Raw genomic sequence first — 26,271 nt, 5'->3', positions numbered from 1 at the left:
TGTCGAGCAATCAGCCCTTGGCACTCCGCCGTTCCACAAGGATCGAGATCAGGAAGATGACCAGGCCGACGGCGGAAAAGCCTGCGCCGACAAAGCCTGTCGAGCCATAACCATAGCCCCAGGAGATCACCAGACCGCCGATCCAGGCGCCAAGCGCATTGGCAATATTGAAGGCGGAATGGTTGGAGGCTGCAGCCAGCGTCTGCGCATCTGCTGCGACATCCATCAAACGGGTCTGTACGGCAGGGCAGGCGGCAAAGCCGCAGCCTGTCAGGAACACGCAGATGAACAGCATGACGGGATTATGCGCCGTCAGCGAGAAAACCGTCATCATCACCACATTGAAGGCCAGCATGCCGCCGATCGTGCCCTTCAGCGAATAATCCGCCATCCGCGATCCAAGCACATTGCCGACATTCATGCCGATTCCGAACATCGCCAGGACAATGGCAACGGTCGTCGCCGGAAGGCCGGCAGTGTCGGTGGTAGTTTTGGCGATATAGCTGAAAATCGAAAACATGCCGCCAAAACCGGTGGCGGCCACAGCCAGCGTCAGCCACACTTGCAACCTGCCGAATGCGCCAAGCTCGCGCCGGATCGATGCGCCTTCGGCAACCTCGTCCTTTGGCAGGTAGAGGAAGATCAGCACCACCGTGAGCGCGCCGATGCCACCCACCAGCATGAAGGCCGAGCGCCAGCTCAGGATCTGCCCGAGGAAGGTGGCAACCGGCGTGCCGATCAGCGTGGCGATGGTGAGGCCCAGCATCACCCGTCCGACGGCACGGGCTCGCCGATGCGGCGGCACCATGGAGGCCGCAACCAGTGCCGCGACACCGAAATAGGCGCCATGCGGAAGCCCGGTGATAAATCGCAGCGCCGTAAAGGTCACAAAGTCAGGCGCAATTGCCGAAAGAATGTTCCCGGCTGCAAACAGGCCCATCAACATCAACAGCAGCGTCTTGCGGCTGAGGCGCGCTGCCAGCACGGCAATGATGGGCGCGCCGATGACCACACCCAGCGCATAGGCCGTAATCACGTGACCCGCCTGCGGAACGCTCACCTGATAGCTCTCGGCGACATTCGGCAAAAGGCCCATGATCGCGAATTCGCCCGTGCCGATGCCAAATCCACCGGCCGCCAGCGCGACCTCGATCAGGATGGCCATCAGCGGCGAGATGGATGGGCGCTCGAAACGGTTATCCGCAGCACTGGCATTGGAGTAGGCGGGGCAATCTGTCATGGTGGGTCCTGAAGGCGCGACGCGCAGGGGTGCAAAAGGCAACGCGCAGCAAATACGTCTTGGACTTATCATGTTGTTGCAGTGCGGCAAAGGTCGTCAAGGAGCGTTATTCACGCCCGATTGCGGGATTTTTCGCACCCGCCGGGAAACCAACTGCGTAACCGATGCGTTGAGTTGCATTGGGTTCGTCAATTTTTTCAACGAGGGTCGCATCATCCATGAAGATTAAAGCCGTTTTCAATCGCGATGGCGGCACGTTCAAGACGACCGACATGGATGACTATTGCGCCAGGGCGACCGAGGCCTTTGCCCGTGCCGGGCATGACATCGAATGCCGCGTGGTGGCCGGTGCCGAGATCGTCGATGCACTGGAAAAAGCAGCCCAGGAACCTGGTATTGAGGCCATTCTCGCGGGCGGTGGCGACGGAACGATCTCCGCTGCCGCCGGTATCGCGTGGAAAGCGGGTCTGCCGCTCGGCGTTATCCCCGCCGGCACCATGAACCTGTTTGCGCGCGCGCTCGGACTTCCCCTCGATATCTGGGCCGTTCTCGATGTGTTGGCCAAGGCCAAGATCCGCGCTGTGGATATCGCAACCGTAGGCGACCGCCCCTTTGTCCATCAGTTCTCGGCCGGTCTCCATGCGCGCATGGTCAGGCTGCGCGACAAGATGGAATTTGCCTCGCGACTGGGAAAAATGCGGGCCAGCGTTCAGGCGGCTTTGAGCGTCATTGGACGTCCGCCACGGTTTGAGGTGGCGCTCGATATCGACCATGACGGTCAAAAGGAAAGGTCTCGCGTTTCGGCGGTTTCGGTATCCAACAACAGCTTTGGCAATAATCCGCTGATGTTTGCCGAAAATCCGGCGGGTGGGCATCTTGGTGTTTATCTTGCCGACGCACTCAAACCGTCCGGCGCACTGAAACTTGCCATCGACATCATCCGCGGCCGGCTGAAGGAAAACGAGGCCGTGCATGCGAAGACCGCAAACAGCGTCACCCTCGAATTCTCCCGGTCCAGACATACGCTCGCCGTGGTCGACGGTGAATTGCTGCACCTGCCGCCGAAGCTGGAGATCAGCATTCATCCCGGCGAGCTGAAGGTTCTGGCGCCTGAGCCGCAGGATCCGGTCGACTGATCGATCGAGGCCCCGTGCATTCACCGGACAGGTCTATTCCAGCTTGATCTCGACACGGCGGTTTTGAGACCGGCCGTCTATGTCATTGGAGCCATCGGCAATCGTGACAGATTTTGCTTCACGCGCTGCCGAGAAGTCGGAGATCTTGAACGCATCATCGGACGGAAATGAAGCGGCGACAGGGCTGGCCCATTCGACGCGTGCCGAACTGAGGGCCGCACCCGCAATGCCTCGCAATCGGCAGATTTCAGTGGGCCGTTGCCGGGTAGATCACGCCCTTGCGAATGATCATATTGGCGTAAAGCCGCGGCTCGCCGGTCTGCACGACGGTGTGCGCGCGTTTCACCCGGTCATAGAAGGCAGGCCCCACCAGCGGCACCACCTCAATTTGCGGCACGTGAAGCCGACAGCAGCCGAGAAGTTCGTCATGCACGGGGTCCAGACGCTCTGCATCCGCCCCGACGGTCGAGCGAAAGAGTGCTTCTTCGACAAAGTCATCGACCGGCAGCACCGACAGGATCGCGTTGATCACCGGGACGATGGCAAGGCCATCCAGCCGGATCAGGCGTCGCCCATGCTCCAGCGCGGGATAGTTGCCGTCAACGACGGCGATTTCATCGCCATGTCCCATGGCTCGCAAGGTGGCGAGCAGATCTGGACTGAGGATGGGGTCAATTCCCTTCAGCATTATCGATTTCCTTGAACAGTACGGTCTGGTCTGTGAGATAGCGGGCGAAGATGGGCAGGCTGGCCCCGCCAATGGCACGCGCCTGTGCGCCGACGGCACCCTCGACAATTTCGGGATAGACAATGCCCTGGACATTGAGCTTGTCGATCTCCTCGTGGGTTGCCTTGACAAGCCGCTCGCGCACCCATGCGGGAAAGCCGCCATCGATGACGGCTGCGGAAAAGTCGATGATGGAACAGGCAGCGACGATTGCCTGGGCAAGGGCGGCTGCGCTGTCGCGGATCCAGTTTTCAAGCGGTTCGCCAAAATCGATCCACTGATCGGCGCTGTACCAGAGCGGCTGCGAATCGATGCCGCGTTCGCGCAGCATGCGCTCCAGCATGAAAATCGAGGCGATCTGCAACAACTGCACGGTCTCGCCGTTCTTGTTGCGCACGGGCAAGGGGCCTGTCGCGCCCGCGGTTCCGGTCCGTCCGACAAACAAAGCAGAGTTCAACACCACGCCACCGCCGATAAACGAGCCGATGTAGAAATAGACGAAATCGGGATAGCGCGGTCCGACCCCGAAAACGAGCTCGGCCCCGCAGGCGCTGGTCGCATCGTTCTGCAGGAATACCGGATAGTCCACCCGTTGGGCGATCTGGGCCTGCAGGTCAAAGCCGCGCCACTGATCCATCACGCTTTGCGGCGCACCCACTTCGCCTGCCCAGTTCCACAATTCGAACGGCGCGGATATGCCGATGCCGGCAATATTGCCCCGTTGTGCCCGCGACAGGCTTGCCTCGATCTCGGCGATGCCTTCGGTGACAAATTCCAGAATTTCCCCGGGCGAGGGGTAGCCATAGGTGCGATGGCGATTGAGCCGGATCTCGCCGACGAAGTCCATCAGCACCAGATCCGCACTGCGTCGTCCGATCTTCACCCCATAGGAATAGACCGCATCCGGATTGAGATGCATGGGAACCGAAGGCTGGCCGACCTTGCCGCGCACCGGTTCGCCGCGCATCAGCAGATGATCTTTTTCCAGCGCCCGCATGATGACCGACACGGTTTGTGCGGAAAGCCCCGTTCGCCTGGCGATCTCCGCCTTCGAGACACCGGGATGCAATCGCACGACAGACAGCACGAGACGTTCGTTATAGGCGCGCACACGCACCTGATTGGCGCCGCCGGCCATGCTGGCATAGCTCGCGGTTTCGTCCTGTTTCGGCTGGTTGTCGGTCAAAGTCATCGCCGTTCCTCCTCCGGCCCGATTAAAGCAGCCTCCTTACGCCACCCTGTTCACACCATGTCACATTGGATTAATAAATCAAATGGATTTATTTATTGACAGAAGGAAAACCTAATGTTCTAAATGGCGCCGTGGAGTAGGGCGGACGCAAACGTTTCGTCCTCTGGATTTGAGGAAATCCGGGAATTTTTGACTAAGCTGGCACGCAGGAGGCCGGTATCAATCGGGAGGAAGTCATGAAGAAATCATTTGTCGCCGCATCCTTGGCAGCTCTGGCAATGGGCGTCGTTTTCGCCGCTCCGGCAAGCGCTGCCGACGTCACCGCCTGCCTCATCACCAAGACAGATACAAACCCCTTCTTCGTCAAGATGAAGGAAGGCGCTGAAGCCAAGGCAAAGGAACTGGGCGTTGACCTGAAAACCTTCGCCGGCAAGATCGACGGCGACCACGAGACACAGGTTCAGGCCATCGAAACCTGCATCGCCGATGGCGCCAAGGGTATCCTGATCACCGCATCCGATACGTCGTCCATCGTCTCTTCGGTCAAGCAGGCCCGCGATGCCGGCATGGTCGTGATCGCGCTCGACACGCCGCTCAATCCGATCGATGCCGCAAACGCAACCTTTGCCACCGACAATTTCAAGGCCGGTGAACTGATCGGCCAATGGGCCAAGGCCAAGCTCGGTGCAGATGCCGACAACGCCAAGATTGCCATGCTCGACCTTGCCGTCAGCCAGCCAACCGTCGGCGTGCTGCGCGACCAGGGCTTCCTGCAGGGCTTTGGCATCGATCTCGGCGACCCCAACAAGTGGGGCGATGAAACCGATCCGCGTGTTGTCGGTCATGACGTGACGGCCGGTAACGAAGAAGGGGGTCGCAAGGCCATGGAAAACCTTCTCGCCAAGGATCCGATGATCAATGTGGTCTACACCATCAATGAACCGGCGGCAGCCGGCGCCTATGAAGCCCTGAAGTCAATCGGCCGTGAAGGCGACGTCACCATCGTCTCCGTCGATGGTGGTTGCCCGGGCGTCAAGAATGTCGAGGAAGGTGTCATCGGCGCGACCTCGCAGCAATATCCGCTGCTGATGGCCTCCAAGGGCATCGAAGCAATTGCAGCCTTTGCCAAGGACGGCACCATGCCGGCTCTGACCGAAGGCAAGGATTTCTTCGATACCGGCGTGTCCCTGGTCACGGACCAGGCCGTCGATGGCGTTGAATCCATCTCGGTCGAAGAAGGCAAGAAGCTCTGCTGGGGCTAAGCGGAACGCGTTCTTCCAGTACGAGGGGGCCGCAATGCGGCTCCCTCAATTAAGAGGCGCTCCAGGCGTCCATTCTGTGTCTGACAAGCACATTGGTATCCGCTAGCCGGAAGGGGAGGAGCATGACCAATACCGTTTCCAAGGGACAGGACTACGAGTCCTCGCTCGCCACAAGTCCCTCAACCGTCGCAGAGTTCCAGCACGGTCGCCAGGGCTTCATCGAAATCCTGCAGCACAGGCTGCATCAGGCACCCTCGCTGGTTCCGTTCATTGTTCTGGTGATGTCGATCGTCGTCTTCGGCCTGCTTCTGGGCTCGAAGTTCTTTTCGCCCTTCGCACTCACCCTGATCCTGCAACAGGTGCAGATCGTCGGCATTGTGGCGGCCGCACAAAGCGTGGTCATCCTGACGGCCGGTATCGATCTCTCGGTTGGTGCCATCATGGTGCTGAGTTCGGTCGTCATGGGCCAGTTCGCCTTCCGCTACGGCTTCCCGCCGGGCATCGCCGTCTTCTGCGGTCTGCTATGCGGTGCGGCCTGTGGCTTCATCAACGGTTTCCTCGTCGCCCGCATCAAGCTTCCGCCCTTCATCGTGACGCTTGGCATGTGGCAGATCGTGCTCGCCACCAACTTCCTCTATTCCGCCAACGAGACCATCCGCGCCCAGGACATCGAGACGCAGGCGCCATTCCTGCAGTTCTTCGGCAACAAGTTTTCGGTCGGTGGCGCCGTCTTTACCTATGGCGTTCTCTTCATGGTGCTGTTGATGCTGTTGCTGGCCTATGTGCTGCGCCATACCGCCTGGGGTCGCCATGTCTATGCCGTGGGCGACGATCCCGAAGCCGCAGAACTGTCGGGCGTCAACGTCAAGGCCGTCCTGATTTCCGTCTACACGCTGTCGGGCATCATCTGTGCCTTTGCCGGCTGGGCGCTGATCGGCCGCATCGGTTCGGTGTCTCCGACCTCTGGCCAGCTCTCCAACATCGAATCCATCACGGCCGTGGTGATCGGCGGCATCTCGCTCTTTGGCGGACGCGGCTCCATTCTCGGCACGCTGTTCGGGGCGCTGATCGTCGGCGTCTTTACCCTCGGTCTTCGCCTGCTCGGCGCAGACGCCCAGTGGACCTATCTCCTGATCGGTGTCCTCATCATCGCCGCCGTTGCGGTTGACCAGTGGATCAGAAAGGTATCGGCATGAGCGAGCCCCTCTTGAAAGCACGCAACCTCGTCAAGCGCTACGGCAAGGTCGTTGCCCTCGACAACTGCGACTTCGACCTCTATCCCGGCGAAATCCTCGCCGTGATCGGCGATAACGGCGCCGGCAAATCGACCCTCATCAAGGCGATCTCCGGCGCGGTCATTCCGGATTCCGGCGAAATCCTGATGAACGGAAAGCCGCTGGACTTCGCCTCGCCTAACGATGCGCGCGAAGCCGGGATCGAGACCGTTTACCAGACACTCGCCATGTCGCCGGCGCTCTCGATTGCCGACAACATGTTCATGGGCCGCGAAATCCGCAAGCCGGGTTTCATGGGCAAGGTGCTTCGCCAGCTCGACCGTCCGGCCATGGAAAAATTTGCCAGAGAGAAGCTGACTGAACTGGGATTGATGACCATCCAGAATATCAACCAGGCAGTGGAAACGCTCTCGGGTGGCCAAAGGCAAGGTGTTGCCGTTGCCCGCGCTGCGGCCTTCGGCTCCAAGGTGATCATTCTCGACGAGCCGACGGCCGCGCTCGGCGTCAAGGAATCCCGCCGCGTTCTGGAACTGATCCAGGATGTGAAATCGCGCGGCATTCCGATCATCCTGATCTCCCACAACATGCCGCATGTGTTCGAGGTCGCAGACCGCGTCCATGTCCACCGGCTGGGCAAGCGCCTATGCGTCATCGATCCGAAGGATTATACCATGTCGGATGCGGTCGCCTTCATGACAGGCGCCAAGGAGCCGCCGGGAATGGAAATCGCTGCGTGACTGTTACGGTTGAACACATTGCTGATGACATACAGCGCCGGGCAGGGGATGCCCGGCGTTTCATTGTGGCCATTGCCGGTCCGCCGGGTGCCGGCAAGTCGACGCTTGCCGAACGGCTGAACTCTGCCTTGCAGGCCAGGGGCGAAGGCTGCGCCATCCTGCCCATGGATGGCTTCCATATGGATAACGGCATTCTGGAGGAGCGCGGCCTTTTGAAACGCAAGGGCGCGCCGGAAACCTTCGATGCGCGCGGTTTCATCGATATCGTCAAGGCTGTGCGGGCCGGGGGCGAGGTGCTGGTGCCGGTGTTCGACCGCGACCGGGAACTTGCCATCTGCGCGGCCCGCGCCATTGTGCCGGAAGACCGGATCATTCTGGTCGAGGGAAACTATATCCTCCTCGACCGCGCGCCCTGGAACGCTCTGGCACCTCTGTTCGATTTCTCCATCCTCGTCGCCCCGTCCATCGACGAACTCACCCGCCGCCTGACCGAACGCTGGACCGGCTACAAGCTCGATGAGGCCGGTATCGAGTGGAAGCTCTACGGCAACGACCTGCCGAACGGCAAGCTGGTGATCGAGGAAAGCCTGAAGCCGGATCTGAGGATCGAGGGTTTTTGAGGCGCATGCATGCGGGCACTGCGCCATGGTCCCAAATCAAAAACGGCGGCCCGAGGGCCGCCGTTTTGCATTCATGTCAGTGCGCAAACGCCGCCGCGATCAGTGACTTGGTATAATCCTCGCGCGGCGCGTCGAAGATCTGTTCCGTCTGACCCTGCTCGACGATCTTGCCGCTCTTCATCACGATCACCTCGTCGGACATCGCCCGAACCACGGAAAGATCGTGGCTGATGAAGATGTAGGACAGATTGTGCTTGTCCTGCAGGTCACGCAGAAGCTCGATCACCTGGCGTTGCACCGAGCGGTCCAGCGCCGATGTCGGCTCGTCGAGTACGATCACTTCCGGCTTCAGGATGATGGAACGGGCAATGGCGATACGCTGGCGCTGTCCGCCGGAAAACTCGTGCGGATAGCGGTTGCGTGCAGCCGGATCGAGGCCCACTTCCTTCAGGGCCGCAATGGCCCGTACATCGCGCTCGGCCCGCGTCAACTGCGGCTCGTGCACGAACAGACCTTCGGTAATGGTGTCACCCACCGTCTGGCGCGGCGACAGCGAACCATAGGGGTCCTGGAAGACCAGCTGCAGCGCCTTGCGATAGGGCCGCATCTCGGTTCTGTCCAGTCCGGAAATATCCGTCGTCCCGAACCGGTAGGCTCCATCGGAGTGCAGCAGCCTCAGCAACGCACGGCCAAGCGTCGATTTGCCCGAACCGGACTCGCCGACAACGCCGATCGTCTGGCCTCGCCGCAGGGTGACATTCACATGATCGACCGCGCGGAATACTTCGCTCGATTTGAAGAACATGCCCTTGCCGATATCGAAATCCACGATCACATCGCGGGCATCCAGAATGACGGGCGAACCTTCCGGCGGGGGGATTTTGGTCCCGGTCGGTTCGGCCGCCAGCAGCATCTTGGTATATTCATGCTGGGCATCGTTGAAGATCGCGTCGCGGCTTCCCTGTTCCACGATCTCGCCCTTGCGCATCACAACCACGCGGTCAGCCACATGCTTCACCACACCCAGATCGTGGGTGATCAGCACGATGGCCATGCCGAAACGCTTCTGCAGGTCTGCCAGCAGTTCGAGGATCTGCGCCTGAATGGTCACGTCCAGAGCCGTTGTCGGCTCATCGGCAATCAACAGGTCCGGATCATTGGCAAGCGCCATGGCGATCATCACGCGCTGGCGCTGGCCGCCCGACATTTCATGCGGATAGCTGTCGATCCGGCGTTCCGGGTCGGGAATGCCGACGAGCTTCAGCAGTTCGAGAACACGCGCACGGGCATCCGCCTTGCTGAGACCCCGGTGAAACATGATCGGTTCTGCGATCTGCTTGCCGATACGGTAGAGCGGATCGAGCGAGGTCATCGGTTCCTGGAAGATCATGGTGATCTTGGAACCGCGCACCGTGTTGAGTGCCTTGATCGGCTGTCCGATCATGTCCATGCCGCCATAGACGGCGGAACCGGTGGCGCTGCCGTTCTTGGCCAGCAGGCCCATGATGCCCATCATGGTCTGGCTCTTGCCCGAGCCGGATTCACCGACGATGGCAAGCGTCTCGCCCTTCTTGACCTCGAATGAGGTGCCCTTGACCGCTTCCACCTGACCGTCCGGTGTCTCGAAAGTCACCTTCAGATCCTTGACGGACAGCACGGTCTCGTTGTTGCTTTTGTTGTCCATGCTTATCGGTCCTTCGGGTCGAGCGCGTCACGCAGGCCATCGCCAACGAAGTTCAAAGAGAACAGCGTGATGACGAAGAAGACGGACGGGAAGATCAGCAGCCACGGAGCGCTCTGCATGTTGGCAGCACCCTCCGAGATGAGCGAACCCCAGCTGGCCAGCGGCGCCTGAACGCCGAGACCCAGGAAGGACAGGAAGCTTTCGGTCAGGATCACATGCGGCACCACGACGGTGACGAACACGATCACCGGCCCGATGGTGTTGGGAATGATGTGACGACGGATGATCTGCCAGTCGGTGAGCCCCAGCGCCTGTGCCGCGCCGACGAATTCACGGCGTTTGAGCGACAGGGTCTGGCCACGCACGATACGGGCCATTTCCAGCCATTGCACCGCGCCGATGACAATGAAGATCAGAACGATCGATCTGCCGAAGAACACCACCATCACCACCACGAGAAAGACGAAGGGCAGTGAATAGAGGATTTCGACAATACGCATCATGACGTTGTCGACACGGCCGCCAAGATAGCCGGATGTCGCACCATAGATCACGCCGATACCGAGCGAGACCAGGGAGGCGGCGATACCGACGGCAATCGAGATCTGTCCGCCCAGCATCACGCGCACCAGAAGGTCACGTCCGTTGGTGTCTGTGCCGAAGGGGAAATATTCCTGATCGACATGACCGGTCAGCACCATGGAGAGCTGGTCCGGGGCCGTTTCGGCGATTTTCGTGTCGCGGAACTCGTTGACACGGTTGAAGTAGCGGATGGTCCGCTCGTCGATCGGCTTGGTGGAGGTGATCGTCGCGGTGAAATCGCCGTTCTCGACCTCGAAGCTGGAGACGGTGACGCGCGCGCGCCGTGCCGCCGATTCAGCCACATCCTGAAGACTGGCCGGGTCGGGCCTTGGATCGAGGCTCGGTGCGACCGTCACGTAAGACGAAAACACCTGATCGTAGCTGTGCGGCACGAAGAACGGGCCGAGATAGGAGAAGGCGGCAATCAGCAACAGCATGATGGTGCCGGCCATCGCGGGCTTGTTGCGGCGGAAGCGCAGCCAGGCAAGCTGGCCGAGGCTGCGTCCGGCCACTTCCTTTGGAGTTTCTGTCATATCAGTCATGGCGGACCCTCGGATCGAGCAGGCCATAGGCAATGTCGACCAGTAGGTTGAAGACGATCACGAACACGGCAACCAGGACCACCGTCGCCATGACGAGGGGGTAATCGCGGTTAAGCGCGCCGATCACGAAGAAGCGGCCGATGCCGGGAATGGTGAAAATGGTCTCGACGACGGCAGACCCGGTCAAAAGGGCAGCAGCTGCCGGGCCGAGATAGGAGATCACCGGCAACATCGCACCGCGCAAGGCATGGGTGACGACGACAACGCGCGGCGGCAGACCATAGGCGCGGGTCGTGCGGATATGGTCGGTGTTGAGCGCTTCAATCATCGAGCCACGGGTCAGGCGGGCAAAGACGGCAAGCTGCGGCAGAGCCAGGACGGTAATCGGCAGGGCCAGATAATAGGGCGAACCCGTGCCCCAGCCGCCGGCTGGCAGCCAGCTCAGCATCAAAGCGAAAATAAGGGTGAGAACAGGACCCATGACGAAGTTCGGAATGGTGACGCCGATGGTGGCAAAGCTCATCAGGCCGAAATCGATGGCGCCGTTCTGGCGAAGGGCCGCGATCGTGCCGAGCAGGACACCGCCGAACAGGGCCAGAAGAATGGCAATGGAGCCGACTTCAAGCGAATAGGGCAGGGCCTTGGCGATCAGTTCCGAAACCGTATTGTCCTTGTAGACAAAGGACGGACCGAAATCACCGCGAATGGCGTTGCCGATATAGCTGACATATTGCTGCCACAGCGGATCATTGAGGTGATAGGTCGCGTTGAGAAGCTCCATCGTCTGCGGGGGCAGGGGGCGTTCCAGATCGAACGGACCGCCTGGAGCGACCCGGATCAGGAAGAAGGAGATCGTGATGACGAGGAACAATGTCGGAATTGCACTCATCAGTCTTCTAAAGACGAAGCTCAGCATGTGCTAACAATGAACGCGCGACCGTGTTTGCGATCGCGCGTCCATCTCCAGTGTTGGGGTTACTCGGAAAGGCTGAAGAACTTGGAGCGGTGATCGTTGACCGCATTGTCCTGCCAACCGGACACGCGCTTGGAGACCATCCACAGCTCGGCCTGGTTCATGAATGGAGCGATCGGCTGGTCATTGACCACCATCTGCTCTGCATCATGCAGCATTTCCATACGCTTTGCCTGATCCTGTACGCCGTAGGAGTCATCGACGAGCTTGTCGAAGCCCTTGTTGTCGTAATGCGAGTAGTTGAAGGTCGCATTGTCGCTCAGCATCAGGAACAGGAAGTTTTCCGGATCCGCATAGTCAGCGGCCCAGCCAGCGCGTGCGACGTCGAACTTGCCGCCCTGCTTGAGATAGGCGTAGTGCGAGGCAACGTCGAGGTTCTGCAGCGAGACATTGGCACCGAACACGTTCTTCCACATATCGGCGATGGCGGTAGCCACGCGCTCGTGGTTGGTGTTGGTGTTGTAGCGGATCGAGATGTTGAGCGGCTTGCCGCCTTCACCGTAACCGGCTTCCTTCATCAACTCGACAGCCTTGTCTTCGCGGTCGATCTGCGACAGGTCGGCCCAGTCTGGCTTGGCCTGCGTATAGCCTTCCATGCCTGGAGGGACAACCGAATAGGTTGGCAGATAGGCGCCGGAGAAGATTTCCTGGGTCAGGAAGTCGCGGTCGACAGACATCGAGAGCGCCGTGCGGACCTTGACGTCGTCATAAGGCGGGTTGCGCATGTCGAAGGCGTAGTAATAGGTCGACAGCGATGGGCTGACGTGAACCTGGTCGCCATAGTTTTCGCGCAGACGCTCAATCTGGTCGGCGGAGAAGTTGTAGACGGTGTCGAGTTCACCGGCTTCAAAGCGACGGATCGCAGCAGCGTCGTCTTCGATCGGATAGAAGATGACCTTGTCGAGCTTGACGTTTGCAGCGTCCCAGTAGTTTTCGTTCTTGACGGTCGTCAGGCTGTCGTTCGGGACATGGGCTTCAAGCTTGAAGGCGCCGTTGCCGACCATGTTGCCTGGCTTGACGAACTGGTCGCCAAACTTTTCGTAGTTTGCCTTGCTGATCGGCAGCGCTGTGTAGTGTGCCATCAGCTGCAGGAAGAAGGGGGTGGACTGCTTGAGAGTGATCTCGAGTGTCTTGTCGTCGATCGCCTTCACGCCCAGTTCTTCGACCGGCACCTTGCCGGTGTTGACTTCCTCGGCGTTCTTGATCGGGTAGAGGATGGTTGCGTATTCGGCAGCCGTCTTCGGGTCTTCGACGCGCCGCATGGCGAATTCGAAATCGCCGGCGGTGACATCCGTCCCGTCAGACCACTTGGCGTTGTCACGGATGTGGAAGGTGTAGACGGTACCGTCTTCCGATACGTCCCACTTTTCGGCAGCGCCTGGCTGCAGCTTGCCATCGGGGCCGAAAATCGTCAGGCCCTCGAAGAGGTCATAAATGATGAAGCCTTCGATATTGATCGAAATATGGGCCGGATCGAGCGACGTCGGCTCGCCCGAATTGCCGCGATGCAGAACGGCTTCTGCAAGGGCTGGGCTGGCGCCGAGCATGATTGTGCCCAGTAGCAGGCCGGTTGTTGCGAATTTGCTTATGATCGTCATTTTTTTTCTCCCCTTTGAGGCGTGACGGAACCTGCAAAAAAGGCCAAAACCGCTTTGGATGCAATAGGCTAAAAATGAAGCACGACGCTAAAGTTGCGTAAATATGCATCGACGCACGCATTGGAATGAAATCGTATGGTTTAACGCAATAAGTGTGCGTATAATTGTAGCGAAGAGAATTTTCCTGTCGCGCCAAGATGTCGCGGCTGTTGATAGCGGGGGAAGGTGCGCACCGTCTTGCGCCAAAACGTCACCAAACCCCTAAGGATAAAGGGCCGTGCCATATTCTGGCAGGCCCTTCAATCTGGTCGATAAAGGTACTGGGCCGAGGCTTAGATGCGCGGCAGATAGGTCTGGTAATCGAAGCTCGAAACCGTTTGCAGGAACAGGAGCGCTTCCTTGCGCTTGGTCACGCCATAAAGGTCCTGATAGGCCTCGCCGAACACATCCTTGATGAAGGGTGAAGCCGAAAATTCTTCAACCGCCGTCAGGAAGTCGTGGGTGAGGCGCTTGCCGCCGACCGGATCCTTGCCGGGCTCGGTTGCGGGGCCGGGATCGAGCGTTTCGTCCAAGCCCAGAAGCATACCGCCAAGGATGGCGCTCAGCAGCAGGTAGGGATTGACGTCTGCACCGGCCACCCGGTGCTCGACACGGGCGGCTGGACCGTCCTTGTCGGGAATGCGGATGGCAGTACCGCGGTGGCCAAAACCCCAGTCGATATCGACAGGCGCAAACGAGCCCGGCTGGAACCGTCGATAGGAATTGGCAAAGGGCGCAAACACGAGCTGGGCATCGCGCATGGTGTTGAGCATACCCGCAACGACGGATTTCAGCTTCACCGGATCGCCGCCCTTGGCGTCGAGAATATTGTTGCCGTCTCGATCGAGGATACTGCAATGCACATGCAGGCCGGAGCCCGCCTGATCCATATAGGGCTTGGCCATGCAGGTGGATTTCAGCCCGTGGCGGCGGGCGGCATAGTCGGCAGCCCGCTTCAGATAGATACAGTCGTCGGCAGCTGCCAGCGCATCGGGACGGTGCAGAAGGTTGATCTCGAACTGTCCGGGGCCGAATTCCGCGGTCGTCGCATCCGCCGGCAGACCCATGGCATCGGCATAGCCGCGCAGGGTCGACAGGAAGCCCTCCATCGAAGCCGCCGCGGTCATGTCATAGAGCTGGAAACCGTTGGGCTCGCCGCGATAGTTCAAGGCCTTTGGCGGCATCGGCTTGCCGGTCTCGCGCCAGTCATCCTCGACCACGTAAAATTCGAGCTCGGTTGCAACGACCGGCGTCAGCCCGCGCTCGGCAAAACGGTCGAGCACCTTTGCCAGAATGGCGCGTGGATCCATGAAGCTCGGCTGACCGTTCATCTCATGCATGGTGGCCAGCACCTGGCTCGAGCCCTTTGGAGCCCAGGGCATGGCTGCGTGGCTGCGCTTGTCTGGAATGCAAAGGCCGTCCGGGTCGCCGGCGCTGATGGACAGCCCTGTCAGATCGTCGTTGTCGTCGCCCCAGATATCCAGCGACTGCGTGGACGATGGCAAACGGACTTCGCCGGCCCAGACTTTTTTCTCCGCCGAGAGCGGGATCATCTTGCCCCTGAGATCACCGTTCATGCCCACGAGCAGCAGCTCGACGCGGGCAGATGTATCGGCGGCATGGGTGTCGTCGGCCTTGATGGATTGGGTCATGAAACGGCTTGTCTCGCATGTTGAGGAGAAACGATTTGGTCGCAGCGTGTGGATGACGCACACCCTTGCCAAACCGAATTCGGGCGGTCATGTTCGTAGCCGATAACCAGACGCCTTTCAATCAGGCAAGGGTAAGCAGCACGGAGGGGGAGATGGGCCCGCTCCGCTTGCATGTTTGCGCTTGCTGCAGGGGAATAACCACATGAACCAGAAACCGACGCTTTCCAATCTCGCCGCCATCGATGCTGCCCATCACCTGCATCCCTTCTCCGACATGAAGAAGCTCAATGCGGACGGCACCAGGATCATCAGCAGTGCCGATGGCTGCAATATCTGGGATTCGACCGGCAAGAAATATATCGACGCCTTCGCCGGTCTCTGGTGCGTGAATGTGGGTTACGGTCGCAAGTCCATTGCCGAGGCTGCCTATGCGCAGATGCAGGAACTGCCCTATTACAACACCTTTTTCGGCACCACGACGCAGCCGACGACGCTTCTGGCGCAAAAGATTGCCAGCCATAGCGGCCCCAACCTGCAGCATGTGTTCTTCACCAATTCCGGTTCCGAGGCCTCCGATACCTGGTTCCGCATGGCGCGCGTCTACTGGAAGGCGCTGGGCAAGCCGACCAAGACCACCGTCATTGCCCGCAAGAACGGCTATCACGGTTCGACGGTCGCTGGCGCTTCGCTCGGTGGCATGAAGAGCATGCACGAGCAGGGCCAGCTGCCGATCCCCGGCGTGGTCCATATCGGCCAGCCTTACTGGTATGCAGAAGGCGGCGATCTGTCTCCTGAGGAATTCGGTCTGAAGGTGGCGCGGGAACTCGAAGACAAGATCCTGGAACTGGGCGAGGACAATGTGGCGGCCTTCGCGGCAGAGCCGATCCAGGGCGCAGGCGGTATCATCGTCCCGCCATCCACCTATTGGCCGGAAATCAAGCGCATCGCGGCCAAATACGACATTCTTCTGGTTGCCGATGAAGTGATCTGCGGTTTCGGTCGTCTGGGCACATGGTTTGGCCATCAGTATTACGATTTCCAGCCGGACCTCGCACCCATCGCCAAGGGCCTGTCATCGGGCTACCTGCCCATCGGCGGAGTGCTGGTCTCCGAGCGCGTGGCCAAGGTGATGATCGAGGAGGTTGGCGATTTTTACCATGGCTATACCTATTCCGGTCATCCGGTGTCGGCAGCCGCTGCCATCGAGAACCTGCGCATCATCGAAGACGAGGGGCTGGTCGAACGGGTTCGCGACGATATCGGCCCTTATCTGAAGATGGCGCTCGCCTCGCTCGAAGATCATGAACTCGTCGGCGAAACCGTCTGCGTCGGGCTCATGGGCGCCGTCCAGATCGCCGCCGACAAGTCGACCCGCCGCCGCTTCGAAAAGCCGGATGCGATCGGCTCGCTGGTGCGCAACCAGTGCGTCGACGCAGGCGTCGTCCTGCGCGCCACCGGCGACCGCATGCTGTTCTCCCCGCCGCTGATCATCTCCCATTCCGAAGTCGATCAGGCCGTGGAAGCACTGCGCAACGGACTGGACTGGCTGAAGGACAATCACAAGGAATAGGGGCTAACGGGCGATGATGCCGTAATGATCGTCGCTGAGCAATGAATAGCCCTTCACCCTAACCCTCTCCCCGCAAGCGGGGAGAGGGTGCAGGCACACGGGTGAGGGGACATATCTGCGTGCTGAAGTGATGCTCCTGTCCCTGGTCAGCCCTTACGGCATGACCTGCCCGCCATTCACATCCACTGTCTGTCCGGTGATGTAACCGGCCATCGTTTCGGACGCCAGAAACAGATAGGCGCCGACGCAGTCTTCTGCCGTGCCTGTTCGTCCGAGTGGCACGCTGCCAGCGACCTGATCGAGCTGGCCGGGCAGGGCGTAACGGTCCTGAAACGGTGTGGTAATGACACCGGGGGCGACTGCATTGACGCGGATCTTGTGCTTGCCGAATTCGAGCGCCATGCCCTTGGTGACAGCAGCAACAAATGCCTTGGACGAGCCGTAGAGGCCCGATCCCGCGGTTCCGCCGGTGCGCGCCGCCACAGACGTGGTGTTGATGATGAAACCGCCCTGTTTTTTCAGATGCGGCAGCGCTGCATGGCTGGTGGAGACAACCGAACGGCCATTCACATCCATCACCTTGTCGTAATGTTCATCCGTCATCTCTTCATAGATGAGACGGGAGATCATGCTGCCGGCATTGTTGATGAGCCCGTCCAGTTTTCCGAAGGCCTTGGCAACCTTGTCCACGGCCTCCGTCATCGCCTTGCTGTCCGCTGCATCGGCCTGAACCAGCTCCACGCTGCCACCGATGTCTTCGATGTCGCGCGCGATCGCGTCGGCGGCCTGCCTGCTGGAATGATAATGCAGCCCGATCAGGGCGCCCTGAGCTGCAAAACCATGGGCGAGCGCTGCGCCAATGCCGCTGGACGCACCGGTAATGAGCACGGCCTTGCCTGCGAGATCGGGAATGGTGGGGTGTGATGTAAGATGCGTCGTCATGGGATACTCCTCCTTGCAAGCGGAGGCAGACTAGACGCCGATCAGGATGGCGTTTCAAGGGGTAGATGACAGAATGCCCCGGTCTTTGCCGCCGGAAACGATGACCGGCGGCAAAGGAGTGGCATCGTGTCAGGCAGGTTTCCAGTCAAATGGCAAAGGCGCTTCGCGAAAGGCGAAGCGGTCGAGATGGCTCGACACCACGCCCTTCATGCGCTCCAGAACTTCGTCCGACATTGCTTCCAGCTCGACGACAAGTGCTGTCTCGCTGGAGGTCATGAAAGCGGTTGCCTCCTGGAATTTCACCACGCCCTTTTGCTCGCCAAGCTCGACATCGAGCTTGTGGGCCCAGTGCTTGCACAACTGTTGCAGATATTTCCAGCCGCTTTCGGTGGGAACGGTTGCGATTGCTTTCGACATGTTCAGAGCCTTTCGATCTTGCTGGCGGCCTCGTCTATCAACCGCGCGATCTCGAGTTGCAGATCGCGGTTCGCATTTTCATGGGACAGGCGTTCCTGCAGAACCACTTTCAGATTATGCATGGCCCGGCGAACCGGTGCGGCATCCGTGCGCTCGCTCATTTTACCAAGGGCGGACAGGCGCGCCATGATCTCGTCGACCTGAACGGCGTTTTCCGCCAGATGCGTACGACCGGCATCGGTGATCGACAACAGCTTGCGCGCACCTTCGCTGGCCTGTTCTTCGGCCAGGTCCATGTCGATCAGCAATGTCATTGTTGGGTAGACGACGCCGGGACTTGGTGCATAGGCACCGCCGGTGCGGCTTTCGATCTCCTTGATCAGATCGTAACCGTGGCGCGGCTGTTCCTCGATCAGTTTCAGCAGCACCAGCCGCAGTTCTCCGCCATCGAACATCCGCCGGCGACCGCCGCGTGGTCCACGGCCCGGGCCATGTCCTTCCTCGCGGTCGAAGCCGCCAAAGGGGCCGCGTCGCATCGCATGCATGTCTGGGCCGCAACGGTGGCGGCCAAAGTGAAATCCTCTCATGGGATAATCCTTAAAATGTGTTTCGATGTCTCTAAGATATATCTTAAGACTGTTTTGACAAGAGGTGCCACGCAAATTTCTCGAGGGCAGCTTCGGCAGCAGGGATTGGCCCCGACTTCCACCTGACCTATCGTGACGGCCGAATGACAAGGACAATTTGGCATGAGCACAGAGCAGCACCGTTATCGGCTCACCGTTACCTGGACCGGCAATCGCGGCAGTGGCACCAGCAGCTACCGTGATTATGGCCGCGACCACATCATCGCCGCCGCCGGCAAGCCGGACATTCCGGGTTCATCGGACCTTGCGTTCAGGGGCGATGCCGCGCGCTGGAACCCGGAGGACCTGCTGGTCGCCTCGGTTTCGGCCTGCCACAAGCTCTGGTACCTGCATTTCTGCTCGGTCAACGCCATCGTCGTCGAGCGTTACGAGGACGCAGCCGAAGGCGTGATGGTAATGGACAAGGACGGCGGTGGACGTTTCACCGCAATCGCGCTGAAGCCGAAGATCTGGATCTCATCAGGCGACGCGGAGCTTGCGCTGAAGCTGCACCATGACGCCCACGAAAAATGCTTCATCGCCAATTCGGTGAATTTCCCGATTGGATGCGAGGCGGAGATCCTGCAGGCTTGAACGGCTGGAGACAATGAAGACATGTTTTCGGTTGCGATCGTCGTGAAGGAGAGCAGACTGGGCTGCAAGGCTTTTGGGGCCAGTCTCGGGGGTGCCCGGGCCTCCTCATTGCACTTGCCAACCTTGATCTGAGAAGGAACATGCGCCGTGCCTTCCGCATCCGCCGATTTTCCAGCCTTTGCCGCGCTTCTTGCCATCCTCGGGACCCTGCTGGTCGGCGCCATCAGTCCCGGCCCCAGTTTCGTCATCGTGTCCCGTATCTCGGTGACGAGGTCTCGCCTGCATGGGCTGGCCGCTGCCTGCGGCATGGGGCTCGGCGGATTGCTCTTTTCCACCATCGCCCTTGCGGGCCTGGCCACCTTGCTCCTGCAGGTGGAGTGGCTCTACCTGACCCTGAAAATCGCCGGCGGCACCTATCTCATCTATCTCGGCATCCGGATCTGGCGCGGCGCCTCGGCGCCGTTTGCGGCCGATAATGCGGACACGCCCCTGGCGACATCGGTTCGGCGCTCCTTCTGGCACGCTTTCGCTGTCCAGATCGCCAATCCAAAGACCGCGATCGTCTATGCCAGCGTCTTTGCTGCCCTCCTGCCGAGGGACGTTCCATTCTGGATGCTGATATGCCTGCCTCCCCTGATTTTCTGCATCGAGGCGGGCTGGTACGCGGTGGTCGCCTTCGTCTTCTCCGCACCAAAGCCGCAGCAGCTCTATCTACGCGGCAAGCGGTTCATCGACCGGACAGCCGGCCTCGTGCTCGGACTGCTGGGGGTAAGGCTGACGGCGGAGGCGGTCCAGGTGTCAGGCTGAAATGGCGTGCCACTTACAGGCATTGCAGGCCCGGACGGGATTGCATGATGTTGAAATCGCGATCCTTCTTGCAGAAGCGGGAGGTCATGTTCGATGCAAGATGTGCCAATGATTACGTCCGTTGATCGACGGACTGTAAGTCCTTTTCGGCGTAGTGTTCTGTAGTTCAAGGCGGATTTGCGGGCGAGCTCCGGACTTAAGCATTGGCGCGAGCTTGAAACGCCGCAATCGTCCATCGAGGAAAGCCGCGCGTTCCTCGATGCGGGCGCCTTGCTGCTTTTCCATCAGGATCAGATCACCGACGACAATTGCATCTGGCGCGTCGTGGTGAAGCAAAACTTGAACCTTATCGTCTTCACGACCATTCAGGAAATTTATCCAGACGGAAGTGTCTACGACCATCATGAAGCCTCGGGAAATTCGCGCATCCGGCGCATTTCATCGAGATCGCCGTCCCATCCTGCTCCTCCAAGGTCCAGAAGGGCCTGCCTTGCCAGCAACTTGTCGCGTAGTTGTCGAAGTGCAGTGTCCACGGCCGCTTATTTGGTGGCGTGACGGGTCAGCGCCATGACCTCTTCAAGCAGATCGTCATCCATTTCGATATTGGTCCGCATGAGCATGACCTCTGTCCATGGAACATCCAGGATCATACACAAAGGCAGTGGGACTAAAAAGGCGACTTACTGGAACGCGGTTTCGTAGAAGCTCCTGAGCTTGCGCGAATGCAGCTTTTCCTTCTTCATCGCCCCAAGTTTCTGCAGCGCACGAATGCCGATCTGCAAATGCTGGCTCACCTGGGTGCGATAGAAGGCCGTCGCCATGCCGGGCAGCTTCAACTCCCCGTGTAGCGGCTTGTCGGAGACGCAAAGAAGCGTGCCGTAGGGCACACGGAAGCGGAAGCCATTGGCGGCGATCGTTGCCGATTCCATGTCCAGCGCGATGGCGCGCGACTGCGACAGCCGCTTTACCGGCCCGCGCTGGTCGCGCAGTTCCCAGTTGCGGTTGTCGATGGTGGCAACCGTGCCGGTGCGCATGATACGCTTCAGCTCGAAACCCTCGTAACCGGTAATTTCCTCGACAGCGTCCTCGAGCGCCAGCTGCACTTCGGCAAGCGCCGGGATCGGCACCCAGACAGGCACGTCATCATCCAGAACATGGTCCTCGCGCACATAGGCATGGGCAAGCACGTAGTCGCCCAGCCGCTGGCTGTTACGAAGACCGGCGCAATGGCCAAGCATCAGCCAGGCATGCGGGCGCAACACCGCCACATGGTCGGTAATGGTCTTGGCGTTTGAGGGACCGACGCCGATATTGATCATGGTGATCCCGGCATGGCCTTTCATCTTCAGGTGATAGGCCGGCATCTGCGGCAGACGGGGCGGGTTGATATCGCCTTGCGGATGGGAAGACCCCGCCGGTGTCACGATATTGCCGGGCTCGACAAAGGCCGTATAGCCCTCGCCACCGTCGGCCATCAGCTTGCGGGCATAGGCGCAGAACTCGTCGATATAGAACTGGTAGTTCGTAAACAGCACGAAATTCTGGAAATGCGAGGCGCTGGTTGCGGTGTAATGCGACAGCCGGGCCAGCGAATAGTCGATGCGCTGGGCAGTAAAGGGCGCCAGCGGATGCGGCTCGCCGGGCTTGGGCTCATATTCGCCATTGGCGATCTCGTCGTCGGTCGTCGTCAGATCGGGCGTATCGAACAGGTCGCGCAAAGGCACATCCACGAGCGACGAGGCATCGGCCTCCACATGCGCTCCTTCGCCAAAGGCGAAATGCAGCGGAATGGGCGTTGTGGATTCAGAGACTGTGATCGGCACTTCATGATTGCGCATCAAAAGGCCGAGCTGCTCTTTCAGGTAATGGCGAAAGAGATGCGGCTTCGTCACCGTGGTGGTGTAGACGCCCGGTCCTGTCACATGCCCGTAGGACAGACGCGAGTCTATATGGCCGAAACTGGTCGTCTCGATACTGACCTGCGGATAGAAGGCGCGGTAGCGGCCTTCAATCGGTGCCCCCTTGGAAAGGGCGGTAAAATTGTCGATCAGGAAATTGGTGTTGCGCTCGTAAAGCGCGGTCAGTTCATCGACTGCCGACTTGGCGTCCGTGAATACCTTTGGCTCGTAGGCGTCAGGCTTGATGAAACTGATGGATGATGGCTGTGAGATTCGTGTGTTCATGCGCCATTATAGAGTGGAGTTTTTGGCAGGCAAGCGACGGTTCAATGACGAAATTCAAAAAAATATGCGGTTTGTTGCGACGTGTTCGCGATTTTCAGGCCAGACCTGACGCGTCCTGGTCCTGAACTCTCAAAATCAGCTCATCGACTGGCGCTGCAGGCTGACGAAAAGAACAAGGCCCGCGCCCTGTTTGGCAATCACCGGTTCGCCGCTCTTGGCCATGCCCAGGGCTGCAAGCGGCCCCAGCAGCATGACGGCCATCAGCGCAAGGCGAAGGCCGGAAGAAAAAGTGTTGGTCAGCGAGTTTGTCATTGTCCTGGTATCCCGTGTTTGTGGCATCAGCTTTGAGCGACGCAGAAAATGCTGTTGGGGTGAAAGCAGGGAATGCTGGTGCCGCGATGAACGCGCTGCTCGGGCTTTTCAACGAGGGCGCTCATCACCAGAGCGAAAACCGTCATTGTCAACGTGAAGATCGTAAAGCGCCGTGCCAGTTTTCCCATGTCCCTCAATCCTCTTCCAGATCGTTGGACCCTTTATGACAGAGGCTGCCTGAACGCTTGCTGATGCGGGCATTCATCCAGCGTTCAGAAGCGTTAACAGCGGGAAAGATGTGGGGTTTGGCTGCGCGAGGCCGGTTTCAGATCTCGGCCGCTGCAAAGATACCAGACACCCAATCGAGAAATACCCGCAGTCGCGGTGAAAGCTGGCGGTTCTGGGGATAGAGCGCAGACAAGGGCGTGGGCGAAGGGGGATGGTCGGGCAGGACTTCCACAAGCGTGCCCCGGTCCAGATCGGGTTTGAGCCGGTAGCGCGGCGCCTGGATGAGGCCGAAGCCGAGGCGCGCGAGTTCTGCCATGGTGTCAGAATTGTTGACCGTCACCCGGCTCGGCAACTCGACCATGCGCAATTCGCCCCCAACGGTGAATTCGAGCGGCATTACCGTTCCCGTGCGCGAGGATACAAAGCCCACGCATTGATGACCGCCCAGTTGTTCGGGCGAAGCGGGCATGCCGTGCCGCGCCAGATAATCGGGGCTTGCGCAGGTCACTTCGCGAATATCGGTGAGGTGTCGCATGATCAGGCCACTATCCGGCTGACTGCCGGCGCGCAGAACGCAGTCCACACCCTCGCGCACCAGATCGACGATCCGGTCGCCCTGGCCGATATGCAGATCGAGTTTGGGATTGCGGGCCAGAAATTCCGGCAATTTGGGCAACAGATAGGTATGGGTCAAAAGCGGGTGCGCGTCGATCCGCAACAAGCCCTGCGGCTCCGCATTGCGAAAGGCGGAGTTTGCCTCCTCGAATTCGGTGAGGATCTGCTGGCATCGCTGGTAATAGGCCTGACCATCCAGTGTCGGGCGTACAACGCGTGTCGTCCGCTCCAGCAACCGGGCACCGAGCTCGGCCTCCAGCTGCTTGATCGCTTCCGTCGCTGTCGAGCGCGCCAAGCCGAGATCGCTGGCAGCAGCACTAAAGCTGCGCCGGTCGACGACCCGGGTGAACAGATGCATGCGGTCAAGACGGTCCATTTTCATTGTTCATCACAGACGAATTAACATGTCAATTATGGTGTTATTGTTTGGTTGCGGGTTCGGTTCTATCTCCTGTTCACCAACCAAGGAGAAAACCATGACTGAACATAAACAGAAGACCGCAATCGTCACCGGCTCCTCCAAGGGCATTGGCGCGGCTATCGCCCAGCGCCTTGCCAAGGACGGTATGGCCGTTGTCGTCAATTATTCCCGCGATGCCGAGGCGGCCAATGCCGTGGTGTCGAAGATCGAGGCCGATGGCGGTCGAGCGCTTGCGGTCGCGGCGGATATCGGCACCGCGCATGCCATGGCTTCGCTGTTCGATGCGGCCGAAGAGGCGTTCGGCGGCGTCGACATCCTCGTCAACAATGCCGGCATGATGCAGCTCTCGCCTCTGGCGTCCGTCGAGGATGACGCGTTCGAGCGGCAGATTGCCGTCAATCTTGGAGGCGTATTCCGGGGCATGCGGGAAGGTGCCAGGCGATTGCGCGATGGCGGTCGCATCATCTCCTTCTCCTCCAGCGTTGTCGGCCTCTACCAGCCAACCTACGGCGTCTATGCCGCCACCAAGGCTGCCGTCGAGGCGATGACCCATATTCTTGCCAAGGAGCTTGGTGCCCGAAATATCACCGTCAATGCGGTTGCCCCCGGTCCGGTCGAAACCGATCTGTTCATGCAGGGCAAGCCGGACGAACTGGTCAAGACCATTGCCGGCATGAACCCCTTCAAGCGTCTCGGCCAGCCGGACGACATTGCCAATGTCGTCTCCTTCCTCGCCAGCCCGGATGCCGGATGGGTCAATGGGCAGGTCATCCGCGCCAACGGCGGCGTGATCTGAGCGCCGCCTGCCTGCTTGTCTCCATCAAACCCATCACCAACGAAGCGAAAGGACCGCATCATGCCGTTCATCAATATCAAGACTCCGCAAGGAGCGCTGTCGAAGCAGCAGAAGGAAGAGATCGTCCATCGCGCCACCGATATGATGGTGGACTATTTCACCGAGGCCGCACGTCCGCACACCATGGTGCTGATCGAAGAAGTCAAGGATGGGGGCTATGCACGTGCCGATGAGGTCTTCACCATCCCCGAAAGTTACCGGGCGAAAGACTGATCTGACCAAACGGGAGGCGAAGGCCCGGGCCTGAGGATGCCCGGGCCTTCAGTCTATTCATCATAATGTCGGATGCGGATCAGAGACGTGTCCAGGTCTGGCTCTTGCACAGAACCGCCAGCACGCAGCCTTTCATCTTCAGGGAATTGCCGGACACGGTTCCGGACCCGGCATAGGTCTTGTCGGTTTCCGGGTCGGTGATCTCGCCCTTGTAGGCATCGCCGGCACCGCGCATCTTGCCGATCTGTTTGCCGGCATGCTTGCCGCTCTTCAGCGTGACGCAGAATGCGCCGCCGCAGGGCGAGATATCGGCGGTCGCGCCGCTTGCCGTCTTCCATTGACCTTGAATGGGTTCGGCTGCCTGTACGCTTGTGACCGACAGCGCCAGAGCGGCGCCAAGAATGAGTTCCCGTATCAATGTTGTTCCTCCCGATAGCGATGCCGGTGCCTGATTTAGGCCTGGCATCATGTTGGCAATGGTTTCACCGCTCCACCCGGCGCGTGCCATCGGTTAAGAAATAACTTACGCGCACGTAAAGGTAAAGTGGGGAGACGGCTGTCTCCGGCTGCATTTTTCCATGCGAAAACCAGCGATTCCGGTTTTTCATAAAAACGGGAACGAAAATCGTGGTGAATTTTCCGTTTAAACCATCGCATGAAGAATCCGTAAAATTTTCGCCAAATCCCACTGTTCTCAGGGGCAGCGATGCTTAACAAATTCCCAAGTTTACGAACAATTTGTACTTTGTTTTCAGCAAATTAACTCTGCCTTTTAAGCGCCTGTTGAAGCCCGTTTGGCATAGTGGGCTCATCAAACGAGCAGGGAAAACCTGCCGACGCTTGAAGGGTCGAGACGGAGCCGCAGAAGACGGACCGGACCCGACAAGCGGATCGCAAGGGCAAAACAGGGCAGACGGAACAGACAAGCTTTTTAACAGGGATAGTACCAATGGCACGCTTTGAAATGCACACTTCAGAAATGGCCACCATGGGTGGCGAAACCAAAGCTGATGTATTCCGCGATATGGGGCTGATGTATGCCACCGGCCGCGGTTGCAACGTCGACCTCGTTTCGGCCCACAAGTGGCTGAACATCGCCGCGATCAAGGGCTGCGACCGCGCCGCTGAATTGCGCGCCGATCTGGCCCAGACCATGAGCAAGCTCCAGCTCGCCGAGGCGCTGCGCGCTGCCCGCGACTGGATGACAATGCACTGATCGTCTGATCACACAATTCTCCGGGCCGACGGCCCGGCGCGACACAATAAAA

At 59.6% G+C, this 26,271-nt stretch carries 30 protein-coding genes; 11 read left to right on the top strand and 19 right to left on the bottom strand.

What is annotated here, in order from left to right:
• Positions 1–10 precede the first annotated feature (10 nt).
• Positions 11–1,240 (bottom strand): MFS transporter, encoded by a 1,230-nt coding sequence (locus tag ACQQ2Q_RS01845; RefSeq protein ID WP_428185316.1) that lies wholly within the window; start codon positions 1,238–1,240, stop codon positions 11–13.
• Between the two features lie 218 nt (positions 1,241–1,458).
• Here ACQQ2Q_RS01845 and ACQQ2Q_RS01840 point away from each other — a divergent pair, with 218 nt between their 5' ends.
• Positions 1,459–2,376, top strand: a complete 918-nt coding sequence (locus tag ACQQ2Q_RS01840; RefSeq protein ID WP_428185315.1) for a diacylglycerol/lipid kinase family protein — start codon at positions 1,459–1,461, stop codon at positions 2,374–2,376.
• 33 nt (positions 2,377–2,409) lie between these two features.
• Here ACQQ2Q_RS01840 and ACQQ2Q_RS01835 read toward each other — a convergent pair whose 3' ends face one another.
• From ACQQ2Q_RS01835 to ACQQ2Q_RS01825, 3 genes are read right to left on the bottom strand one after another with little or no spacing between them, the layout of a single operon-like run.
• The gene (locus tag ACQQ2Q_RS01835) at positions 2,410–2,613 is read right to left on the bottom strand and encodes a hypothetical protein (protein WP_428185314.1); all 204 of its coding nucleotides are present in this window, start codon (positions 2,611–2,613) and stop codon (positions 2,410–2,412) included.
• Positions 2,614–2,623: 10 nt separating this feature from the next.
• Positions 2,624–3,064: an RbsD/FucU family protein gene (locus ACQQ2Q_RS01830; RefSeq protein ID WP_428185313.1), complete on the bottom strand. Its 441-nt coding sequence runs from the start codon at positions 3,062–3,064 to the stop codon at positions 2,624–2,626.
• Entirely contained in the window at positions 3,048–4,295 is a 1,248-nt protein-coding gene (locus ACQQ2Q_RS01825) for an ROK family transcriptional regulator (RefSeq protein WP_428185312.1), read from the bottom strand. The genes ACQQ2Q_RS01830 and ACQQ2Q_RS01825 overlap by 17 nt, the downstream gene beginning before the upstream one ends.
• A 236-nt stretch (positions 4,296–4,531) precedes the next feature.
• On the opposite strand from ACQQ2Q_RS01825, the gene ACQQ2Q_RS01820 reads away from it, so the two are divergent.
• The 4 genes from ACQQ2Q_RS01820 to ACQQ2Q_RS01805 all read left to right on the top strand — a co-directional run bounded on the left by ACQQ2Q_RS01820 (position 4,532) and on the right by ACQQ2Q_RS01805 (position 8,149).
• The gene (locus tag ACQQ2Q_RS01820; RefSeq protein ID WP_428185311.1) at positions 4,532–5,557 is read left to right on the top strand and encodes a sugar ABC transporter substrate-binding protein; all 1,026 of its coding nucleotides are present in this window, start codon (positions 4,532–4,534) and stop codon (positions 5,555–5,557) included.
• A gap of 122 nt (positions 5,558–5,679) precedes the next feature.
• On the top strand, positions 5,680–6,753 hold the full coding sequence (locus ACQQ2Q_RS01815) for an ABC transporter permease (protein ID WP_428185310.1): 1,074 nt from the start codon (positions 5,680–5,682) through the stop codon (positions 6,751–6,753).
• Positions 6,750–7,529, top strand: a complete 780-nt coding sequence (locus ACQQ2Q_RS01810) for an ATP-binding cassette domain-containing protein (protein ID WP_428185309.1) — start codon at positions 6,750–6,752, stop codon at positions 7,527–7,529. The genes ACQQ2Q_RS01815 and ACQQ2Q_RS01810 overlap by 4 nt, the downstream gene beginning before the upstream one ends.
• A complete protein-coding gene (locus tag ACQQ2Q_RS01805) occupies positions 7,526–8,149 on the top strand; it encodes a nucleoside triphosphate hydrolase (RefSeq protein WP_428185308.1) in 624 nt (207 codons plus the stop codon). Before ACQQ2Q_RS01810 ends, ACQQ2Q_RS01805 begins: the two co-directional genes overlap by 4 nt.
• A gap of 76 nt (positions 8,150–8,225) precedes the next feature.
• On the opposite strand, the gene ACQQ2Q_RS01800 is transcribed toward ACQQ2Q_RS01805, so the two are convergent.
• The 5 genes from ACQQ2Q_RS01800 to ACQQ2Q_RS01780 form a co-directional block, all read right to left on the bottom strand.
• Positions 8,226–9,833, bottom strand: coding sequence for an ABC transporter ATP-binding protein (locus ACQQ2Q_RS01800; protein ID WP_428185307.1), 1,608 nt, complete (start codon positions 9,831–9,833; stop codon positions 8,226–8,228).
• Positions 9,834–9,835: 2 nt separating this feature from the next.
• Entirely contained in the window at positions 9,836–10,957 is a 1,122-nt protein-coding gene (locus ACQQ2Q_RS01795; RefSeq protein WP_428185306.1) for an ABC transporter permease, read from the bottom strand.
• Positions 10,950–11,873 (bottom strand): oligopeptide ABC transporter permease OppB, encoded by a 924-nt coding sequence (oppB, locus tag ACQQ2Q_RS01790; protein ID WP_428185305.1) that lies wholly within the window; start codon positions 11,871–11,873, stop codon positions 10,950–10,952. Before oppB ends, ACQQ2Q_RS01795 begins: the two co-directional genes overlap by 8 nt.
• A gap of 59 nt (positions 11,874–11,932) precedes the next feature.
• Positions 11,933–13,528, bottom strand: a complete 1,596-nt coding sequence (locus tag ACQQ2Q_RS01785; protein ID WP_428185304.1) for a peptide ABC transporter substrate-binding protein — start codon at positions 13,526–13,528, stop codon at positions 11,933–11,935.
• A gap of 332 nt (positions 13,529–13,860) precedes the next feature.
• Positions 13,861–15,219 (bottom strand): glutamine synthetase family protein, encoded by a 1,359-nt coding sequence (locus tag ACQQ2Q_RS01780; RefSeq protein ID WP_428185303.1) that lies wholly within the window; start codon positions 15,217–15,219, stop codon positions 13,861–13,863.
• 202 nt (positions 15,220–15,421) lie between these two features.
• Between ACQQ2Q_RS01780 and ACQQ2Q_RS01775 the strand changes: the two genes are divergently transcribed.
• Positions 15,422–16,789, top strand: coding sequence for an aspartate aminotransferase family protein (locus ACQQ2Q_RS01775; protein WP_428185302.1), 1,368 nt, complete (start codon positions 15,422–15,424; stop codon positions 16,787–16,789).
• 153 nt (positions 16,790–16,942) lie between these two features.
• Here ACQQ2Q_RS01775 and ACQQ2Q_RS01770 read toward each other — a convergent pair whose 3' ends face one another.
• The 3 genes from ACQQ2Q_RS01770 to ACQQ2Q_RS01760 all read right to left on the bottom strand — a co-directional run bounded on the left by ACQQ2Q_RS01770 (position 16,943) and on the right by ACQQ2Q_RS01760 (position 18,735).
• On the bottom strand, positions 16,943–17,731 hold the full coding sequence (locus ACQQ2Q_RS01770; RefSeq protein WP_428185301.1) for an SDR family NAD(P)-dependent oxidoreductase: 789 nt from the start codon (positions 17,729–17,731) through the stop codon (positions 16,943–16,945).
• A gap of 129 nt (positions 17,732–17,860) precedes the next feature.
• Positions 17,861–18,148: a DUF2218 domain-containing protein gene (locus tag ACQQ2Q_RS01765; protein WP_428185300.1), complete on the bottom strand. Its 288-nt coding sequence runs from the start codon at positions 18,146–18,148 to the stop codon at positions 17,861–17,863.
• 2 nt (positions 18,149–18,150) lie between these two features.
• Positions 18,151–18,735 carry a PadR family transcriptional regulator gene (locus tag ACQQ2Q_RS01760; RefSeq protein ID WP_428185299.1) on the bottom strand — a complete coding sequence of 195 codons (585 nt, stop codon included), beginning with the start codon at positions 18,733–18,735 and terminating at the stop codon, positions 18,151–18,153.
• A 162-nt stretch (positions 18,736–18,897) separates the two neighbouring features.
• On the opposite strand from ACQQ2Q_RS01760, the gene ACQQ2Q_RS01755 reads away from it, so the two are divergent.
• Positions 18,898–19,368, top strand: a complete 471-nt coding sequence (locus ACQQ2Q_RS01755; protein WP_428185298.1) for an OsmC family protein — start codon at positions 18,898–18,900, stop codon at positions 19,366–19,368.
• A 147-nt stretch (positions 19,369–19,515) separates the two neighbouring features.
• A complete protein-coding gene (locus tag ACQQ2Q_RS01750; protein WP_428185297.1) occupies positions 19,516–20,175 on the top strand; it encodes a LysE family translocator in 660 nt (219 codons plus the stop codon).
• 84 nt (positions 20,176–20,259) lie between these two features.
• Here the strand turns inward: ACQQ2Q_RS01750 and ACQQ2Q_RS01745 are convergent, their stop codons facing one another.
• From ACQQ2Q_RS01745 to ACQQ2Q_RS01720, 6 genes are all read right to left on the bottom strand, one after another.
• A complete protein-coding gene (locus ACQQ2Q_RS01745; protein ID WP_428185296.1) occupies positions 20,260–20,580 on the bottom strand; it encodes a hypothetical protein in 321 nt (106 codons plus the stop codon).
• Positions 20,581–20,714: 134 nt separating this feature from the next.
• Positions 20,715–20,825, bottom strand: coding sequence for a type II toxin-antitoxin system VapB family antitoxin (locus ACQQ2Q_RS01740; RefSeq protein WP_428185295.1), 111 nt, complete (start codon positions 20,823–20,825; stop codon positions 20,715–20,717).
• Between the two features lie 30 nt (positions 20,826–20,855).
• Positions 20,856–22,358: an AMP nucleosidase gene (locus tag ACQQ2Q_RS01735; protein WP_428185294.1), complete on the bottom strand. Its 1,503-nt coding sequence runs from the start codon at positions 22,356–22,358 to the stop codon at positions 20,856–20,858.
• Between the two features lie 135 nt (positions 22,359–22,493).
• Entirely contained in the window at positions 22,494–22,670 is a 177-nt protein-coding gene (locus ACQQ2Q_RS01730; protein ID WP_428185293.1) for a hypothetical protein, read from the bottom strand.
• A gap of 26 nt (positions 22,671–22,696) precedes the next feature.
• On the bottom strand, positions 22,697–22,858 hold the full coding sequence (locus tag ACQQ2Q_RS01725) for a hypothetical protein (RefSeq protein WP_428185292.1): 162 nt from the start codon (positions 22,856–22,858) through the stop codon (positions 22,697–22,699).
• A 137-nt stretch (positions 22,859–22,995) separates the two neighbouring features.
• Positions 22,996–23,889, bottom strand: a complete 894-nt coding sequence (locus ACQQ2Q_RS01720; RefSeq protein ID WP_428185291.1) for a LysR substrate-binding domain-containing protein — start codon at positions 23,887–23,889, stop codon at positions 22,996–22,998.
• A 100-nt stretch (positions 23,890–23,989) separates the two neighbouring features.
• Between ACQQ2Q_RS01720 and ACQQ2Q_RS01715 the strand changes: the two genes are divergently transcribed.
• Together ACQQ2Q_RS01715 and ACQQ2Q_RS01710 are read left to right on the top strand one after the other, a co-directional pair.
• A complete protein-coding gene (locus ACQQ2Q_RS01715) occupies positions 23,990–24,730 on the top strand; it encodes an SDR family oxidoreductase (protein WP_428185290.1) in 741 nt (246 codons plus the stop codon).
• A 60-nt stretch (positions 24,731–24,790) separates the two neighbouring features.
• Positions 24,791–25,003, top strand: a complete 213-nt coding sequence (locus ACQQ2Q_RS01710; protein ID WP_428185289.1) for a tautomerase family protein — start codon at positions 24,791–24,793, stop codon at positions 25,001–25,003.
• A gap of 79 nt (positions 25,004–25,082) precedes the next feature.
• On the opposite strand, the gene ACQQ2Q_RS01705 is transcribed toward ACQQ2Q_RS01710, so the two are convergent.
• Positions 25,083–25,421: a DUF2147 domain-containing protein gene (locus tag ACQQ2Q_RS01705; RefSeq protein ID WP_428185288.1), complete on the bottom strand. Its 339-nt coding sequence runs from the start codon at positions 25,419–25,421 to the stop codon at positions 25,083–25,085.
• A gap of 531 nt (positions 25,422–25,952) precedes the next feature.
• Between ACQQ2Q_RS01705 and ACQQ2Q_RS01700 the strand changes: the two genes are divergently transcribed.
• Positions 25,953–26,219, top strand: coding sequence for a sel1 repeat family protein (locus ACQQ2Q_RS01700; RefSeq protein WP_428185287.1), 267 nt, complete (start codon positions 25,953–25,955; stop codon positions 26,217–26,219).
• The last annotated feature ends 52 nt before the right edge of the window (positions 26,220–26,271 follow it).

The sequence above is a fragment of the Agrobacterium sp. ES01 genome (genome assembly GCF_050320885.1).
In the GTDB taxonomy this organism is placed as follows: Bacteria; Pseudomonadota; Alphaproteobacteria; order Rhizobiales; family Rhizobiaceae; genus Allorhizobium.
Note: the sequence above shows the minus strand (reverse complement) of the source record. Positions and strands in the feature narration are given on the sequence as shown.